The organism is Thalassospira lucentensis, assembly GCF_001613805.1.
In the GTDB taxonomy this organism is placed as follows: Bacteria; Pseudomonadota; Alphaproteobacteria; order Rhodospirillales; family Thalassospiraceae; genus Thalassospira; species Thalassospira lucentensis_A.
Map to the genome: position 1 here is coordinate 1 of NZ_LPVY01000020.1, position 14,504 is coordinate 14,504.

Annotated in this window: 28 protein-coding genes; all 28 read left to right on the top strand. The window is 55.6% G+C overall.

What is annotated here, in order from left to right:
- The coding region (locus tag AUP42_RS21220) for an elongation factor Tu (protein WP_082817764.1) at positions 1 to 116 on the top strand (116 nt) is incomplete at its 5' end.
- Positions 117 to 234: 118 nt separating this feature from the next.
- Positions 235 to 543, top strand: coding sequence for a 30S ribosomal protein S10 (gene rpsJ / locus AUP42_RS14505; RefSeq protein WP_007091508.1), 309 nt, complete (start codon positions 235 to 237; stop codon positions 541 to 543).
- Between the two features lie 16 nt (positions 544 to 559).
- Positions 560 to 1,279 carry a 50S ribosomal protein L3 gene (gene rplC / locus AUP42_RS14510; protein ID WP_062952329.1) on the top strand — a complete coding sequence of 240 codons (720 nt, stop codon included), beginning with the start codon at positions 560 to 562 and terminating at the stop codon, positions 1,277 to 1,279.
- A gap of 5 nt (positions 1,280 to 1,284) precedes the next feature.
- On the top strand, positions 1,285 to 1,905 hold the full coding sequence (rplD, locus tag AUP42_RS14515) for a 50S ribosomal protein L4 (RefSeq protein ID WP_062952330.1): 621 nt from the start codon (positions 1,285 to 1,287) through the stop codon (positions 1,903 to 1,905).
- Positions 1,902 to 2,204 (top strand): 50S ribosomal protein L23, encoded by a 303-nt coding sequence (locus AUP42_RS14520; protein WP_007091505.1) that lies wholly within the window; start codon positions 1,902 to 1,904, stop codon positions 2,202 to 2,204. The genes rplD and AUP42_RS14520 overlap by 4 nt, the downstream gene beginning before the upstream one ends.
- Positions 2,205 to 2,207: 3 nt before the next feature.
- On the top strand, positions 2,208 to 3,035 hold the full coding sequence (rplB, locus tag AUP42_RS14525; protein ID WP_062952331.1) for a 50S ribosomal protein L2: 828 nt from the start codon (positions 2,208 to 2,210) through the stop codon (positions 3,033 to 3,035).
- Positions 3,036 to 3,051: 16 nt separating this feature from the next.
- Positions 3,052 to 3,330 carry a 30S ribosomal protein S19 gene (gene rpsS / locus AUP42_RS14530; RefSeq protein WP_007091503.1) on the top strand — a complete coding sequence of 93 codons (279 nt, stop codon included), beginning with the start codon at positions 3,052 to 3,054 and terminating at the stop codon, positions 3,328 to 3,330.
- 2 nt (positions 3,331 to 3,332) lie between these two features.
- The gene (rplV, locus tag AUP42_RS14535) at positions 3,333 to 3,713 is read left to right on the top strand and encodes a 50S ribosomal protein L22 (protein WP_062952332.1); all 381 of its coding nucleotides are present in this window, start codon (positions 3,333 to 3,335) and stop codon (positions 3,711 to 3,713) included.
- Positions 3,713 to 4,399, top strand: a complete 687-nt coding sequence (rpsC, locus tag AUP42_RS14540) for a 30S ribosomal protein S3 (RefSeq protein ID WP_062952333.1) — start codon at positions 3,713 to 3,715, stop codon at positions 4,397 to 4,399. The genes rplV and rpsC overlap by 1 nt, the downstream gene beginning before the upstream one ends.
- Before the next feature lie 12 nt (positions 4,400 to 4,411).
- Entirely contained in the window at positions 4,412 to 4,831 is a 420-nt protein-coding gene (rplP, locus tag AUP42_RS14545; protein ID WP_007091500.1) for a 50S ribosomal protein L16, read from the top strand.
- 6 nt (positions 4,832 to 4,837) lie between these two features.
- Positions 4,838 to 5,038, top strand: a complete 201-nt coding sequence (rpmC, locus tag AUP42_RS14550; protein ID WP_007091499.1) for a 50S ribosomal protein L29 — start codon at positions 4,838 to 4,840, stop codon at positions 5,036 to 5,038.
- Between the two features lie 26 nt (positions 5,039 to 5,064).
- A complete protein-coding gene (gene rpsQ, locus AUP42_RS14555) occupies positions 5,065 to 5,298 on the top strand; it encodes a 30S ribosomal protein S17 (RefSeq protein ID WP_007091498.1) in 234 nt (77 codons plus the stop codon).
- A 34-nt stretch (positions 5,299 to 5,332) separates the two neighbouring features.
- Complete coding sequence (gene rplN / locus AUP42_RS14560) at positions 5,333 to 5,701, top strand: 50S ribosomal protein L14 (RefSeq protein ID WP_007091497.1); 369 nt, start codon at positions 5,333 to 5,335, stop codon at positions 5,699 to 5,701.
- On the top strand, positions 5,701 to 6,018 hold the full coding sequence (gene rplX, locus AUP42_RS14565; protein ID WP_007091496.1) for a 50S ribosomal protein L24: 318 nt from the start codon (positions 5,701 to 5,703) through the stop codon (positions 6,016 to 6,018). The genes rplN and rplX overlap by 1 nt, the downstream gene beginning before the upstream one ends.
- A gap of 11 nt (positions 6,019 to 6,029) precedes the next feature.
- Positions 6,030 to 6,569, top strand: coding sequence for a 50S ribosomal protein L5 (rplE, locus tag AUP42_RS14570; protein ID WP_062952334.1), 540 nt, complete (start codon positions 6,030 to 6,032; stop codon positions 6,567 to 6,569).
- Positions 6,570 to 6,583: 14 nt separating this feature from the next.
- Entirely contained in the window at positions 6,584 to 6,889 is a 306-nt protein-coding gene (gene rpsN / locus AUP42_RS14575; protein WP_062952335.1) for a 30S ribosomal protein S14, read from the top strand.
- Positions 6,890 to 6,901: 12 nt separating this feature from the next.
- Complete coding sequence (gene rpsH / locus AUP42_RS14580) at positions 6,902 to 7,300, top strand: 30S ribosomal protein S8 (protein ID WP_062952336.1); 399 nt, start codon at positions 6,902 to 6,904, stop codon at positions 7,298 to 7,300.
- A gap of 12 nt (positions 7,301 to 7,312) precedes the next feature.
- Entirely contained in the window at positions 7,313 to 7,846 is a 534-nt protein-coding gene (rplF, locus tag AUP42_RS14585; RefSeq protein ID WP_062952337.1) for a 50S ribosomal protein L6, read from the top strand.
- An 11-nt stretch (positions 7,847 to 7,857) separates the two neighbouring features.
- On the top strand, positions 7,858 to 8,211 hold the full coding sequence (gene rplR, locus AUP42_RS14590) for a 50S ribosomal protein L18 (protein ID WP_062952338.1): 354 nt from the start codon (positions 7,858 to 7,860) through the stop codon (positions 8,209 to 8,211).
- Between the two features lie 11 nt (positions 8,212 to 8,222).
- Positions 8,223 to 8,804, top strand: coding sequence for a 30S ribosomal protein S5 (rpsE, locus tag AUP42_RS14595; protein WP_007091490.1), 582 nt, complete (start codon positions 8,223 to 8,225; stop codon positions 8,802 to 8,804).
- 6 nt (positions 8,805 to 8,810) lie between these two features.
- A complete protein-coding gene (gene rpmD / locus AUP42_RS14600; RefSeq protein WP_007091489.1) occupies positions 8,811 to 9,005 on the top strand; it encodes a 50S ribosomal protein L30 in 195 nt (64 codons plus the stop codon).
- A 30-nt stretch (positions 9,006 to 9,035) separates the two neighbouring features.
- Entirely contained in the window at positions 9,036 to 9,521 is a 486-nt protein-coding gene (gene rplO, locus AUP42_RS14605; protein ID WP_062952339.1) for a 50S ribosomal protein L15, read from the top strand.
- Between the two features lie 81 nt (positions 9,522 to 9,602).
- Complete coding sequence (gene secY, locus AUP42_RS14610) at positions 9,603 to 10,949, top strand: preprotein translocase subunit SecY (protein WP_062952340.1); 1,347 nt, start codon at positions 9,603 to 9,605, stop codon at positions 10,947 to 10,949.
- Positions 10,950 to 10,982: 33 nt separating this feature from the next.
- Complete coding sequence (locus AUP42_RS14615; protein WP_037990968.1) at positions 10,983 to 11,627, top strand: adenylate kinase; 645 nt, start codon at positions 10,983 to 10,985, stop codon at positions 11,625 to 11,627.
- A gap of 120 nt (positions 11,628 to 11,747) precedes the next feature.
- The gene (gene rpsM / locus AUP42_RS14620; RefSeq protein WP_007091485.1) at positions 11,748 to 12,116 is read left to right on the top strand and encodes a 30S ribosomal protein S13; all 369 of its coding nucleotides are present in this window, start codon (positions 11,748 to 11,750) and stop codon (positions 12,114 to 12,116) included.
- Positions 12,117 to 12,131: 15 nt separating this feature from the next.
- Positions 12,132 to 12,524, top strand: a complete 393-nt coding sequence (gene rpsK, locus AUP42_RS14625; RefSeq protein ID WP_062952341.1) for a 30S ribosomal protein S11 — start codon at positions 12,132 to 12,134, stop codon at positions 12,522 to 12,524.
- A gap of 120 nt (positions 12,525 to 12,644) precedes the next feature.
- Positions 12,645 to 13,661 carry a DNA-directed RNA polymerase subunit alpha gene (locus AUP42_RS14630; protein ID WP_007091483.1) on the top strand — a complete coding sequence of 339 codons (1,017 nt, stop codon included), beginning with the start codon at positions 12,645 to 12,647 and terminating at the stop codon, positions 13,659 to 13,661.
- A 196-nt stretch (positions 13,662 to 13,857) separates the two neighbouring features.
- On the top strand, positions 13,858 to 14,289 hold the full coding sequence (rplQ, locus tag AUP42_RS14635) for a 50S ribosomal protein L17 (RefSeq protein ID WP_007091482.1): 432 nt from the start codon (positions 13,858 to 13,860) through the stop codon (positions 14,287 to 14,289).
- Positions 14,290 to 14,504: the final 215 nt, after the last annotated feature.

A 14,504-nucleotide genomic window follows, 5' to 3' on the forward strand; every position in this document is an offset into this window, starting at 1 on the left:
TCCAGATGACCGCGACCCTCATTGCACCGATCGCAATGGACGAAGGTCTGCGTTTCGCAATCCGTGAAGGCGGTCGTACCGTCGGCGCGGGCGTTGTTGCCAAGATCATCGAGTAATTTTCTCTTGATCTTTGTGAAGCGGGCGGCTATGTAAGCCGCCCGCAACACTTTTGCGGCAATCGTCAACTCCAGTTGAGGGGCCGGTGTCCTTTTGAGGGCTCCGGTACATAATTACATGGATAGTCAGAACATTCGCATTCGCCTGAAGGCGTTTGACCATCGCGTGCTGGATCAGTCCACGCGCGAGATCGTCAATACGGCGAAGCGCACTGGCGCAGAGGTCCGCGGCCCGATTCCGCTGCCGACCCGCATTGAGAAATACACTGTTCTGCGGTCTCCGCACATCGATAAGAAATCGCGTGAACAGTTCGAAATCCGTACGCATAAGCGTCTTCTCGACATTGTCGACCCGACTCCCCAGACCGTTGATGCTCTGATGAAGCTCGACCTGGCTGCAGGCGTCGACGTCGAGATCAAACTTTAATCGGGAGTAAGCCGCAATGCGTAGTGGACTTATTACCCAGAAGGTTGGCATGACTCGCGTCTTCACGGACGAAGGCGTGCACCTTCCTGTCACCGTTCTGAAAGTCGATAACCTTCAGGTCGTTGCTAATCGTACCAGCGACACCGACGGTTACGTTGCTGTTCAGCTTGGCTATGGCAAAGCAAAAGTGAAAAACGTATCGAAGCCGATGCGCGGTCACTTTGCAAAAGCCAAGGTTGAGCCGAAAGCGAAACTTGCTGAATTCCGCGTTAGCGAAGATGCGCTGATCGAAGTCGGTGCCGAACTTTCGGCTGCCCACTTTGTCGAAGGCCAGTTCGTTGACGTTATCGGCACCTCCATCGGTAAAGGTTTTGCCGGTGCGATGAAGCGCCATAACTTCGGTGGTCTGCGTGCGTCGCACGGTGTGTCTGTATCGCACCGTTCGCATGGTTCCACCGGTCAGTGCCAGGATCCGGGCCGCGTCTTCAAAGGTAAGAAGATGGCTGGTCACATGGGTGCGGCTCGCGTTACCGTTCAGTCCCTGAAAATCGTCTCTACCGACGCTGACAAGGGTCTTGTTCTGGTTCACGGTGCTGTTCCGGGTCATGCTGGTGCGTATGTCCTTGTTAAGGATGCTGTGAAACGTGCTGCACCGGAAGGTCTGCCGTTCCCGGCCGCGCTTAAGGGTGCTGCTGCCCCGGCTGCTGAAGAAGCTGCCGCCGAGGATAAGGAATAAGCATCATGAAGCACGATATTCTGAAACTTGACGCGTCCAAGGCAGGTAACATCGATCTTGCAGAAGAGATCTTTGGTCTGGACGTTCGTCGTGACATCCTTCACCGCATGGTGAACTGGCAGCTGGCAAAGCGTCGCGCCGGGACCCATAAGGTCAAGGAAAAGAGCGAGATCTCTGCGACCACGAAAAAGTTCGTACGTCAGAAGGGTAGTGGCGGTGCACGTCACGGTTCCCGGAAAGCCGTACAGTTCCGTGGTGGTGGTGTAGCGCATGGTCCGCGTGTTCGCGATCATTCGCACGATCTGACCAAGAAATTCCGTAAGCTCGCGCTGAAAACCGCTCTGTCGGCCAAAGCAAAGGACGGTAAGCTTATCGTTCTGGACTCCGCGGAATTCTCGGACGCCAAAACCAAGAATCTGGTCGCAGTTTTCGCTAAGCTCGGCTGGAAATCTGCACTGATCATCGACGGTTCGCAGGTCAATGAGGGCTTTGCACGCGCTGCGCGCAACATCCCGCAGATTGATGTGCTGCCCGAGATTGGTGCTAACGTCTATGACATCCTGCGCCGTGACACCCTGGTGCTGACCAAGGGTGCGGTCGAAGCGTTGGAGGCACGTCTCAAATGACGATCATCAGCAAAGAGCGGATGTACGAAGTCATCCGCGCCCCGCATATCACTGAAAAGTCGACGCTGATTTCTGAACACAACGCAGTTGCGTTCAAAGTTGCGATCGACGCCACCAAGCCGGAGATCAAGGCTGCTGTGGAGGGTCTGTTCGGGGTGAAGGTCAAGGCGGTCAATACCTCTGTGGTAAAAGGCAAGACCAAGCGTTTTCGCGGTACTGTCGGTCGCCGGAGCGATTTCAAGAAAGCGATGGTTACCCTCGAAGAGGGTCAGTCCATCGACGTGACGACGGGAATCTAAGACATGGCTTTGAAGAAGTTTAAACCAACCTCTCCTGGTCGCCGTCAGCTGGTTCTTGTCGATCGTTCCGATCTCCACAAGGGCAAGCCGATCAAAGCGTTGACCGAAGGTCTTCGCAAGAAAGGTGGCCGTAACAACTCTGGTCGTATCACCGCCCGCCGTATTGGTGGTGGTCACAAGCGTCGTTACCGCATCATCGACTTCAAACGTACCAAGTTTGATGTCGTCGGTACGGTCGAACGTCTGGAATATGATCCGAACCGCACGGCGTTCATCGCCCTGGTTCGTTATTCCGATGACGAGTTGGCCTACATCCTCGCACCGCAGCGTCTTGCTGTCGGCGACAACGTTGTTGCTGCCGAACGCGTAGACATTAAGCCGGGTAATGCCGCACCGCTGAAGAATATTCCGGTCGGTACCATCGTCCATAACGTCGAACTGAAAGCCGGTAAAGGTGGTCAGATCGCACGTTCGGCAGGCACCTATGTGCAGCTTGTCGGCAAGGACCAGGGTTACGCCCAGCTTAAGCTGTCCTCCGGTGAGGTACGTTTGGTTCGTGGTGAATGCATGGCTACCATCGGTGCCGTGTCCAACCAGGACCAGCAGAACACAAACCTTGGTAAAGCAGGCCGCAATCGCTGGCTTGGCAAGCGTCCTTCGGTTCGTGGTGTTGCCATGAACCCGATCGATCACCCGCATGGTGGTGGTGAAGGTCGCACTTCGGGTGGTCGTCACCCGGTTACGCCGTGGGGCAAGCCTACCAAGGGCAAACGTACCCGCTCGAACAAAAAGACTGACGCGCTCATCATGCGCCGTCGTCATAAGAGCTAACGGAGGAGGCTAGACTATGGCGCGTTCCGTTTGGAAGGGTCCGTTTGTAGACGGATACCTTCTTAAGAAAGCCGAAACAGTCCGTGCTTCAGGCCGGAATGAGGTAATTAAGACCTGGTCGCGGCGCTCGACGATTTTGCCGCAATTCGTAGGCCTCACCTTTGGGGTTTACAATGGCCAGAAGTTTCTGCCGGTACTTGTGAACGAAGATATGATCGGTCATAAGTTCGGCGAGTTTTCGCCGACCCGTACCTACTATGGTCACGCGGCCGACAAGAAGGCGAAGAGGAAGTAACGATGGGTAAAAAAGCTGACATCCGTCGGCTGGCGGATAACGAGGCCGCGGCTTCGCTCCGGGCAGTACGCATTTCCCCGCGTAAGCTCAACCTCGTCGCCGAGTCGATCCGTGGTATGAAGGCAGAGGCTGCTTTGGCAGAGCTCACCTTCTCCAATAAACGCATTTCGCAGGACGTCAAAAAGCTGCTGGAATCGGCGATTGCTAACGCCGAGAACAACCACCAGCTTGATGTCGACCGTCTCTATATCAAAGAGGCGACTGTTGGTAAGGCATTCGTGATGAAACGTTGGCGGGCCCGCGCACGCGGTCGCGTTGGCAAGATCGTCAAGCCGTTCTCCAACATGCGCATCGTCGTCTGCGAACGTGAGGAGGCCGAGTAATGGGTCAGAAAGTAAATCCGATCGGTCTGCGCGTTGGCATTAACCGTACCTGGGATTCCCGCTGGTACGCCAACAAGTCCGATTTCGCTGGCCTTCTTCATGAAGATCTGGCGATCCGTAAATACATCTTCGACCGTCTGAAACAGGCGGGTGTTTCGAAGGTGATTATCGAACGTCCGGCGAAAAAAGCCCGCATTTCGATCCACTCCGCCCGTCCGGGTGTTGTGATCGGGAAAAAAGGCCAGGACATCGAGAAGCTCAAGAACGATCTGCAGAAACTGACCAAGTCGGAAGTGCAGGTTAACATCATCGAAATCCGTAAACCGGAAATCGATGCCAAGCTGGTCGCTGATAACATCGCCCAGCAGCTTGAGCGCCGTGTTTCGTTCCGTCGCGCGATGAAGCGCTCGGTTCAGAACGCAATCCGTCTCGGTGCTGGTGGCATTCGTATTAATGCTGCTGGTCGTCTTGGTGGTGCTGAAATCGCTCGTACCGAATGGTACCGTGAAGGTCGCGTTCCGCTGCATACCCTGCGTGCGGACGTTGATTATGGCACTTCGGAAGCTCACACCACCTATGGTGTTTGCGGTCTGAAGGTCTGGATCTTCAAGGGCGAAATCATGGCTCACGATCCGTTGGCTTCAGAGCGTAAAGCGCTCGAGTCGGCTGGTTCAGGTCGTAAGTAAGGAGATAGAGAGATGCTTTCTCCAAAACGTACAAAGTTCCGTAAAGCACACAAAGGTCGCCTTAAAGGTGAGGCCAAAGGTGGTACGGAACTTAATTTCGGCGCTTATGGCTTGAAAGCCTTGGAGCCGGAGCGTATAACGGCGCGTCAGATCGAAGCGGCTCGCCGCGCGATCACCCGCCACATGCGCCGTCAGGGCCGTGTGTGGATCCGTGTTTTCCCGGATCTCCCGGTATCGCAGAAGCCTGCTGAAGTCCGTCAGGGTAAAGGCAAAGGCTCGGTCGAATATTGGGCGGCACGCGTAAAACCGGGTCGGATTATGTTTGAACTTGACGGTGTTCCGCTGGATCTTGCACGTCGGGCTTTCGAGCTCGCAGCGGCAAAATTGCCGATCAAGACCAAGTTTGTCACGCGTCTTGGTGAAGGGGAGTAATTAGTGATGAAAATTGCTGATCTCCGCGCGAAAAGCGCTGATGAACTAAAACAGATGCTGCTCGACCTGCGTAAGGAATCGTTCAATATGCGTTTCCAGCAGGCTTCCGGTCAGTTCGAGAACACTGCGCAGGTCCGTAAGGTCCGCCGTGATATCGCCCGCATCAAAACCCTTCTCGGAAACGAGAAGGGTGCTACTGCGGCCTAACTGGACACGCATAGGAGTTAAGACACATGCCGAGGCGTGTATTGCAGGGGACAGTCGTTTCGACAAAAAACGACAAGACCGTGGTGGTCCGTGTGGAACGCCAGGTCATGCACCCGCTGTATAAAAAGTATGTGCGCAAGTCGAAGAAATTCCACGCGCATGATGAAGAGAACCGCTTCAAGACGGGTGACGTCGTTCGTATTCGCGAATGCCGGCCGATCTCGAAATTGAAGTCTTGGGAAGTAGTGGTCGAGGAGTGAGTCCTCAGCCCAACCATAGTCAAGGGGTAAACCCATGATCCAGATGCAGTCCAATCTGGACGTTGCCGATAATAGCGGCGCTCGCCGTGTTCAGTGCATCAAGGTGCTGGGCGGCTCGAAGCGCAAAACCGCTAATGTCGGTGATGTTATCGTGGTTTCCGTCAAGGAAGCCATTCCGCGCGGTCGTGTTAAGAAGGGTGCAGTTCACAAAGCTGTCATCGTTCGGACCGCAAAGGAAATTCGTCGTTCCGATGGTTCGGCGATCCGCTTTGACCGTAATGCTGCCGTTCTTATTAATGCGAACGGTGAGCCTATCGGTACGCGTATTTTCGGCCCGGTGACCCGTGAACTTCGTTCGCGTGGTTACATGAAGATCATTTCGCTTGCCCCGGAGGTGCTGTAATGGCTGCCAAGATTAAAAAGGGTGATCGCGTCATTGTTCTTACGGGTAAAGACAAAGGGAAAACCGGCGAAGTTATCGCCGCTTTCCCGACCGAGAACAAAGTTCTGGTTTCGGGCATCAACCTGGTGAAACGTCACCAGCGTCCGACCGGTGCTGATGCTGGCGGCATCGTCGAGAAGGAAGCGAAAATCAACGTTTCCAACGTGGCGATTGTCGACCCGAAAGAAAACAAGCCGACCCGCGTCGGTTTCAAGACCCTCGATGATGGTCGCAAGGTTCGCGTAGCGAAGCTCAGCGGCGAAGTCATCGACAACTGAGGGACGGAAAAATGACGCGCCTGCGCGAACATTACAAAGAAGTGGTGCGTGACGCACTCCAGAAGGAGTTCTCCTACGAGAACTCCATGGAGGTTCCGCGCCTCGAGAAGATCGTGATCAATATGGGTGTCGGCGACGCCACCCAGGATCGCAAGAAGCTGGAAGGTGCGGCAGCAGATCTTACTGCCATCACCGGTCAGAAGCCTATCTTCACCAAAGCGAAAAAGTCGGTAGCGGCTTTCAAGCTTCGTGAAGGCATGAACATCGGTTGTAAAGTGACCCTGCGTCGCGACCGTATGTACGAGTTCCTGGACCGTCTGGTCACTGTCGCGCTTCCGCGCGTTCGTGACTTCCGCGGCCTGAACAAAAAATCCTTCGATGGTCGTGGCAACTTTGCCATGGGCCTCAAGGAACAGTTCGTCTTTCCTGAAGTCGAGTACGACAAAGTCGACTCGGTTCGCGGGATGGACATCATCATTTGCACCACGGCAAAGTCCGACGCCGAAGCTCTCGCCCTTCTCAAGGGCTTTGATCTTCCGTTCGGAAACTAACTGGAGGTTGGCCCATGGCCAAGAAAAGCGCCGTTCAGCGCGAACTTAAACGTGAGCGCCTGGCTAAGCAGCATGCTGCCAAGCGTGCCGCCCTTAAAGCGGTCATCAGCAACCGCGAGACGTCCCCTGAGGATCGTATCGCGGCTGTGATCAAACTCGCCCAGCTGCCACGCAACTCGGCCCGTATCCGTCAGCGTATTCGCTGCCAGGTTTCCGGTCGTCCGCGCGGTGTCTATCGCAAATTCCGCCTGTCCCGTATCGCCCTTCGTGAACTTGCTTCGCGTGGTCAGATCCCGGGCATGGTGAAGTCGAGCTGGTAAGGAGGACATCACATGTCGATGACTGATCCCGTAGGCGATATGCTCACGCGTATCCGCAACGGTCAGCGCGTTGGTAAATCCAGCGTTGCTTCGCCGGCTTCAAAACTGCGTACCGGTGTGCTGGATGTTCTCCAGCGCGAAGGTTATATCCGCGGTTACAGCATTAATGAAATTCGCAAGGGCGTCAGCGAAATCAACATCGAACTCAAATATTTTGAGGGCGAAGGCGTGATTAAGCAGATCGACCGCGTCTCGACCCCTGGTCGTCGTGTCTATTCGAAGATCAAAGATCTTCCGAAAGTTTACAACGGCCTGGGCATCGCAGTCCTGTCCACTCCGAAAGGGGTTCTGTCGGATCAGGAGGCTCGCGAGCAGAATGTCGGCGGCGAAATCCTCTGCAAGGTATTCTAAGGAGGGCCAACGATGTCGCGAGTAGGAAAAAACCCGGTGGTCGTGCCTAACGGCGTTACCATCACCCTGACCGAAGAACAGATCAGTGCAAAAGGCAAGCTCGGTGAGCTTCGTCTGCCGCTGACCTCGGACGTAACTGTTTCACAGGATGACAACCAGATCACCGTGAAACCGGCCAACGATAGCAAGCGCGCACGTGCCCTTTGGGGTACCACCCGTGCCAATATCGCAAACCTCGTAACCGGGGTTTCGGACGGCTTCACCAAGAAACTGGAAATCACCGGTGTTGGTTACCGTGCGCAGGTCCAGGGCAATAAACTGGTTCTGCAGCTTGGCTTCTCTCATGACGTGGAAATGGAGATCCCCGCGGGTCTTAACGTCGTCGCAGAAAAGCCGACCCTTATCGCCATCTCTGGCGCAGATAAACAGCTCGTTGGTCAGTTCGCTGCAAATGCACGCGGCTGGCGCGGTCCGGAGCCTTACAAAGGCAAAGGTGTCCGTTACGAAGGCGAGTATATCTTGCGCAAAGAAGGCAAGAAGAAGTAAGGACTGGCACGATGAAAAACGCGAGAAACCTCTTCGAGCGCCGCAAACGCCGCGTTCGTTTTGCGATCCGCCAGAAAGCGGCCGGTCGCCCGCGCCTCAGCGTGCACCGTTCCAACGCGCATATCTATGCACAGATCATCGACGATCTGGCAGGCAAGACCCTTGCCTGCGCATCGTCGGCCGAGAAAGATCTCGGTGGCAAAGGCAGCAATGCCGAAGCAGCTGTGCTGGTCGGTAAAGCTATTGCCGAACGTGCCGTTGCCGCTGGTGTGAAAACGGTCGTATTCGATCGTGGCGGGTATTTGTTCCATGGCCGGGTGAAAGCTCTGGCCGATGCCGCCCGTGAGGGCGGTCTGGACTTCTAAGGAGCACGACCATGGCACGTAATCAGAATACACAACAGCAGCAGCAGGCGCCGAAAGCCCGTGAAGAAAACGAACTCGTCGACAAGCTGGTTGGTATCAACCGCGTCGCGAAAGTCGTTAAGGGCGGCCGTCGCTTTGCTTTCTCCGCAATGGTTGTCGTCGGTGACCAGCGCGGTCGCGTCGGATACGGCACGGGTAAAGCCCGTGAAGTTCCGGAAGCGATCCGCAAGGCTACCGAAGCAGCCAAGCGCAACATGATCCGCGTTCCGTTGCGTGAAGGCCGTACCCTTCACCACGATGTGCAGGGCCACTTTGGTGCAGGTCGGGTTATTCTCCGTTCTGCTCCGGCTGGTACCGGTATCATTGCTGGCGGTGCGATGCGCGCAGTTTTCGAAACCATGGGTGTTCAGGACGTCGTGTCCAAATGCACCGGTTCGAACAACCCGCACAACGTTATCCGTGCAACTCTTGACGCTCTGGTCAACGGCGCTTCACCGCGTCAGGTCGCTGCAAAACGCGGCCTGAAGGTTGGCGAGATCGTTGCCCGTCGCGATAGCGGTTCGGCTGCGGCCGCCGTTCTCGAAAAGGAGTAATTCGATATGGCTGCTAAGAAAAAAGCGACCGTACGCGTTACCCAGACGGGTTCGCCGATCGGACGTCCGGCTGATCAGCGCCAGACCCTTGTGGGTCTTGGCCTGAACAAACTGCACCGGACTCGTGAGCTGGAAGATACTCCGGCTGTTCGCGGTATGATCGCCAAGGTCAAGCACCTCGTCCGCGTGGACGAGGCCTGATTGGCCCCCAGATCGAAAAGGTGTTGATTAATGAAACTCAACGAACTTGCCGATAACCCGGGTGCCCGCAAGGCGCGCACCCGCGTCGGTCGCGGTATCGGTTCGGGCAAAGGCAAAACTTCTGGCGCAGGCCAGAAGGGTCAGACTTCCCGTTCCGGTGTAGCGATCAATGGCTTCGAAGGCGGGCAGATGCCAATCTACCGTCGTCTTCCGAAGCGCGGCTTTAAAAATCCGTTCCGGAAACTGTTCGGTGTTGTGAACCTTGGTACCCTTCAGACCGCCGTTGATAACGGTGTTCTTGAAGAAGGTGCGAATGTCACCATCGAAGTTCTGGTCGAAAAAGGCCTGGCCCGTCCGCAGAAAGACGGTCTGCGTCTGCTCGCCAAAGGCGAACTGAAAGCGAAACTGAACATCGAAGTTACCGGTGCTTCCAAGTCGGCTATCGAAGCCGTCGAGAAAGCTGGTGGTTCGGTCAAGGTTCTTGCTCCGGTCGTCGCAGCAGAAACCGCAGAATAAGCCTCTATGACTACGTGAGGGTCCGGTTCCCAAGATTACGGGACCGGACCCTCCAGTTTTAGCGTATTGGGAGATGAGTGCATGGCATCGGCCGCCGAGCAGCTTGCCGCGAACCTGAACTGGTCGTCTTTTTCTAAGGCAACCGAGCTTAAAAAGCGTATCTGGTTCACTTTGGGCGCGCTTATAGTTTACCGTCTGGGAACCTATATTCCTATTCCCGGCGTTGACCCGTCCATTCTTGCTGATATTTTCCAGCAGAATGCTGGTGGCGTCCTGGGCATGTTTGACATGTTTGCTGGTGGTGCGCTTGGGCGTATGACCATCTTCGCGCTGAACATCATGCCTTATATCTCTGCCTCGATCATCATTCAACTGATGACCACTGTTTCGCCAAGCCTTGAGGCTATGAAAAAAGAGGGCGAGCAGGGGCGTAAAAAGATTAATCAATATACCCGTTATCTGACCGTTCTGATCGCCACGATCCAGGCGTGGGGCATTGCCGTTGGTCTTGAAAGCATGAGCGGTTCAACCGGCTCTGCGGTTCATGATCCGGGCATGTTCTTCCGCTTTACCGCGGTCGTGACGCTTGTTGGCGGCACCATGTTCCTGATGTGGCTGGGCGAACAGATCACCCAGCGCGGTATCGGTAACGGCATTTCGCTTATCATCTTTACCGGCATTGTTGCGGGCCTTCCGGCAGCGATTGCGGGTACCCTTGAACTGGGCCGTACCGGTGCGATTTCGGCACTGGTGATCGTTGCGATCCTCGTGCTGGCTGTTGCTGTCATTGCCTTCATCGTGTTCGTCGAACGTGCGCAGCGCCGTGTTCTGATCCAGTACCCGAAACGCCAGGTCGGCATGAAGGTCATGGAAGGTCAGAGCTCGCACCTGCCGCTCAAGATCAACACGGCCGGCGTTATTCCGCCGATCTTTGCAAGCTCGCTTCTGCTGATGCCGCTTTCGGTTGCACAGTTCACTGCCGGTGCGGATGCGCCTGTGTGGCTCAGCACCGTGACAGCACTGCTTGGCCGTGGCCAGCCGCTTTATATCGGTCTGTATATCGCGCTTATCGTCTTCTTTGCCTTCTTCTACACCGCGGTTGTTTTCAACCCGGAAGATACGGCAGACAACCTGAAAAAACATGGCGGCTTCATTCCGGGCATCCGTCCGGGCAAGAATACCGCCAACTATCTGGATTTCATCCTGACCCGTCTGACGGTCATCGGTGCGGCTTATCTGGCATTTGTCTGTATCCTGCCGGAACTGCTGATCGCCGAATGGTCTGTGCCGTTCTACTTTGGTGGGACTAGCTTGCTGATCGTTGTCACGGTAACCATGGATACCGTAGCACAGATCCAGTCGCATATGCTGGCTCACCAGTATGAAGGCCTGATCAAGAAATCCAAATTGCGTGGACGCCGCCGCTAAGGCGGCGCCACCAAGACCGTCAGGGGGACGACAATGAACATTATCCTTCTTGGCCCTCCGGGTGCTGGCAAAGGGACCCAGGCAAAGCGTCTTGAAACCGGACGCGGCATGATTCAGCTTTCGACCGGTGACATGCTGCGCGCAGCGGTCGCCGCCGGTACCGAGCTGGGGCAGAAGGCAAAGGAAGTCATGGATGCGGGCAAGCTCGTCTCCGACGATCTGATGATCGGTCTGATTTCCGAACGACTTGACCAGGACGATACCAAGAACGGTTTCATTCTGGATGGTTTTCCGCGCACCACAGCCCAGGCACATGCCCTGGATGTGATGCTGGAAACCAAGGGACTGGCACTTGATTATGTGATCGAGTTGCGGGTTGACGATGCCGCCCTTGTGGCACGTATCGTTGGTCGCTACACCTGCGCGAAATGCGGGCAGGGATACCATGACGAGTTCCAGAAACCCAAGCAGGACGGTGTGTGCGACGTATGTGGCAGCACCGAATTCAAACGCCGTGCGGATGACAATGCCGAGACGGTCACATCGCGACTGGAAGCTTATCACAAGCAGACAGCACCGATCATTCCCTACTATGAGAATGCCGGTAAGCTGAAAACAGTTGACGGGATGGCCGAAATCGACGAAGTTACGCGCGAGATAGAAGCCATCCTGGGGTAATTTCCCGGGCAGGGCATTTTTTTGCTGGCGGGTTGGCAGTATTGCTGGCCCGCTTTTGCAGCGCCCCGTCCTACCGGATCTGCCGCAGGGTTTGTTAACAGGAAACAGGAGTCTCACACAGTGGCTCGTATTGCTGGCGTAAACATCCCGACCGCTAAGCGTGTCGTGATTGCGCTTACCTACATCACCGGCATTGGCCCGGCGAAAGCTAAAGAAATTTGCGCAAAGGTTGGCATCGAAGCAGCAACCCGCGTTCATCAGCTCTCTGATGACCAGGTTCTCAAGGTGCGTGAAGTCATCGACGCTGATTACACCGTCGAAGGCGACCTTCGTCGTGAAACCGCAATGAACATTAAACGTCTGATGGACCTGGGCTGCTATCGCGGTCTGCGTCATCGTCGCGGTCTCCCGGTACGCGGTCAGCGTACCCACACCAACGCCCGCACCCGCAAGGGCCCGGCTAAGCCGATCGCTGGCAAGAAGAAGTAAGGTAGGGGACAGACAATGGCAAAAGCTCCTCAGACTCGCGTGCGTCGCCGCGAGCGGAAGAACATTACGAACGGTATCGCGCACGTAAACGCGACCTTCAACAACACCATGATCACCATCACCGACGTTCAGGGTAACACCATTTCCTGGTCGACCGCTGGTGGTATGGGTTTCCGCGGTTCGCGTAAATCGACCCCGTATGCTGCACAGATTGCTGCTGAAGACGCAGGTAAAAAAGCTGCTGAACACGGCATGAAAACCCTTGAAGTTCAGGTTAAAGGCCCGGGTTCGGGACGTGAATCTGCTCTTCGTGCGCTGCAGGCGGTTGGTTTCACCATTACGTCGATCAAAGACGTAACGCCGATTCCGCACAACGGTTGCCGTCCGCGTAAACGTCGCCGCGTCTAATCGCGCCGATCTGCGGACGACCCCGCGTTTGGGCCCGGGCGACCGGGCCTCTTCGCGTTTCTCGCGGGGGCCAATTTTGTGCCCCCCTTACCATAGGCTCCAGTTGCGAAGGTGGGTCTCGTGATTCAAAAGAACTGGCAGGAACTGATTAAGCCGACCAAGCTTGATGTTACTCCGGGTACGGATGCCAGCCGCATCGGTACGATCGTGGCGGAACCGCTGGAGCGCGGTTTTGGTCAGACTCTGGGTAACGCGCTGCGTCGCATTCTGCTGTCGTCGCTCCAGGGTTCGGCGGTTACTGCGATCCAGATCGACGGTGTATTGCACGAATTTTCGTCGATCCCGGGCGTGCGTGAAGATGTCACCGACATCATCCTGAATATCAAGACCATGGGTGTGCGCATGCATGCCGAAGGTCCGAAGAAAATGGCGCTTAAAGCGACCGGTCCGGGTGCTGTCACCGCGGGTCAGATCGAAACCGGTGCCGACATCGAAATCCTTAACCCGGATCTCGAGCTGTGCCATCTTGATGATGGTGCGACGCTGAACATCGAATTCACCGTTGATAACGGTAAAGGCTATGTTGCTGCGACCTCGCATCGTTCGTCGGATGCGCCGATCGGTCTTATTCCGATTGATGCAATCTTCAGCCCTATCCGTAAAGTGGCCTACAAGGTGGAAAACACCCGTGTTGGTCAGGATACCGATTATGACAAGCTGTCGCTGACCGTTGAAACCAACGGCTCGGTCACCCCGGAAGATGCAATGGCACTTGCTGCCCGTATCCTTCAGGACCAGTTGTCGCTGTTCGTCAACTTCGACGAGCCGGAAGCGGTTGTCGAAGAGAAGAAAGAAGACGAACTGCCGTTCAACCGCAATCTGCTGCGCAAGGTCGACGAGCTCGAGCTGTCGGTCCGTTCGGCAAACTGCCTCAAGAACGACAACATCATCTATATCGGTGATCTGGTTCAGAAAACCGAAGCAGAAATGCTTCGTACGCCGAACTTCGGCCGTAAGTCGCTGAACGAAATCAAGGATGTTCTGGCTCAGATGGGTCTGCATCTTGGTATGGAAGTCGGCGGTTGGCCGCCGGAAAACATCGAAGAACTCGCTCGCAAGTTCGAAGACCCGTTCTAAGAACGGATCTTCGGCCTTCGGGTCGGTACTTTGGACTGCCGGGGCAGGCGTTCTGCCCCAACCAGAAACCCGGTTTTCGGAATTTCTGGCGGGCTGGTGCCCAAAACCGCACGTGCATGACCTGATTTAATCAGGGTGGCGGCGCGGTATCACAATCGGTTTCGTGAGCGAAGCCAAGGCAATAAGGAGAGTTCCTATGCGTCACGGTATGCAAGGCCGTAAGCTTAATCGTACGTCGTCCCATCGTAAGGCGATGTTCTCTAACATGGCGGTTTCGCTGCTCACCCACGAGCAGATCAAAACCACTCTTCCGAAGGCCAAGGATCTTCGCCCGTATGTCGAAAAACTGATTACGCTGGGCAAGCGGGGCGACCTGCATGCACGCCGTCAGGCCATTTCGATCCTGCGTGACGAGAAAGTCGTTGCCAAGCTGTTCGGCGAAATTGCTGATCGCTACAAAGAGCGTTCGGGTGGTTACACCCGCGTTCTCAAGGCTGGCTTCCGTTATGGCGATGCTGCTCCGGTTGCTGTGATCGAACTCGTTGATCGCAACCCGGAAGCAAAAGGCGCGGAAGACCGTGCTCGCCTTGAAGCAGAGGGCGAAGGCGAAGAAGCGTCTGCTGAATAAGCAACGTTTCGGCCTTTAAGATAGAAACGGGCGGTGCCAATGGTACCGCCCGTTTTCTTTTGGCATTATCGCGCATTGGAAATATTTCGAAATTCATCATATTTCCGCCAAGGTTGCGCGCAAATCCTGATCACCCTAATTTCTGTCGGGGATCTAGAACCCGACCAGACTGTTTTCCGCCCTGATCGGGGCATGTATCCCTTGATACGGCCGAT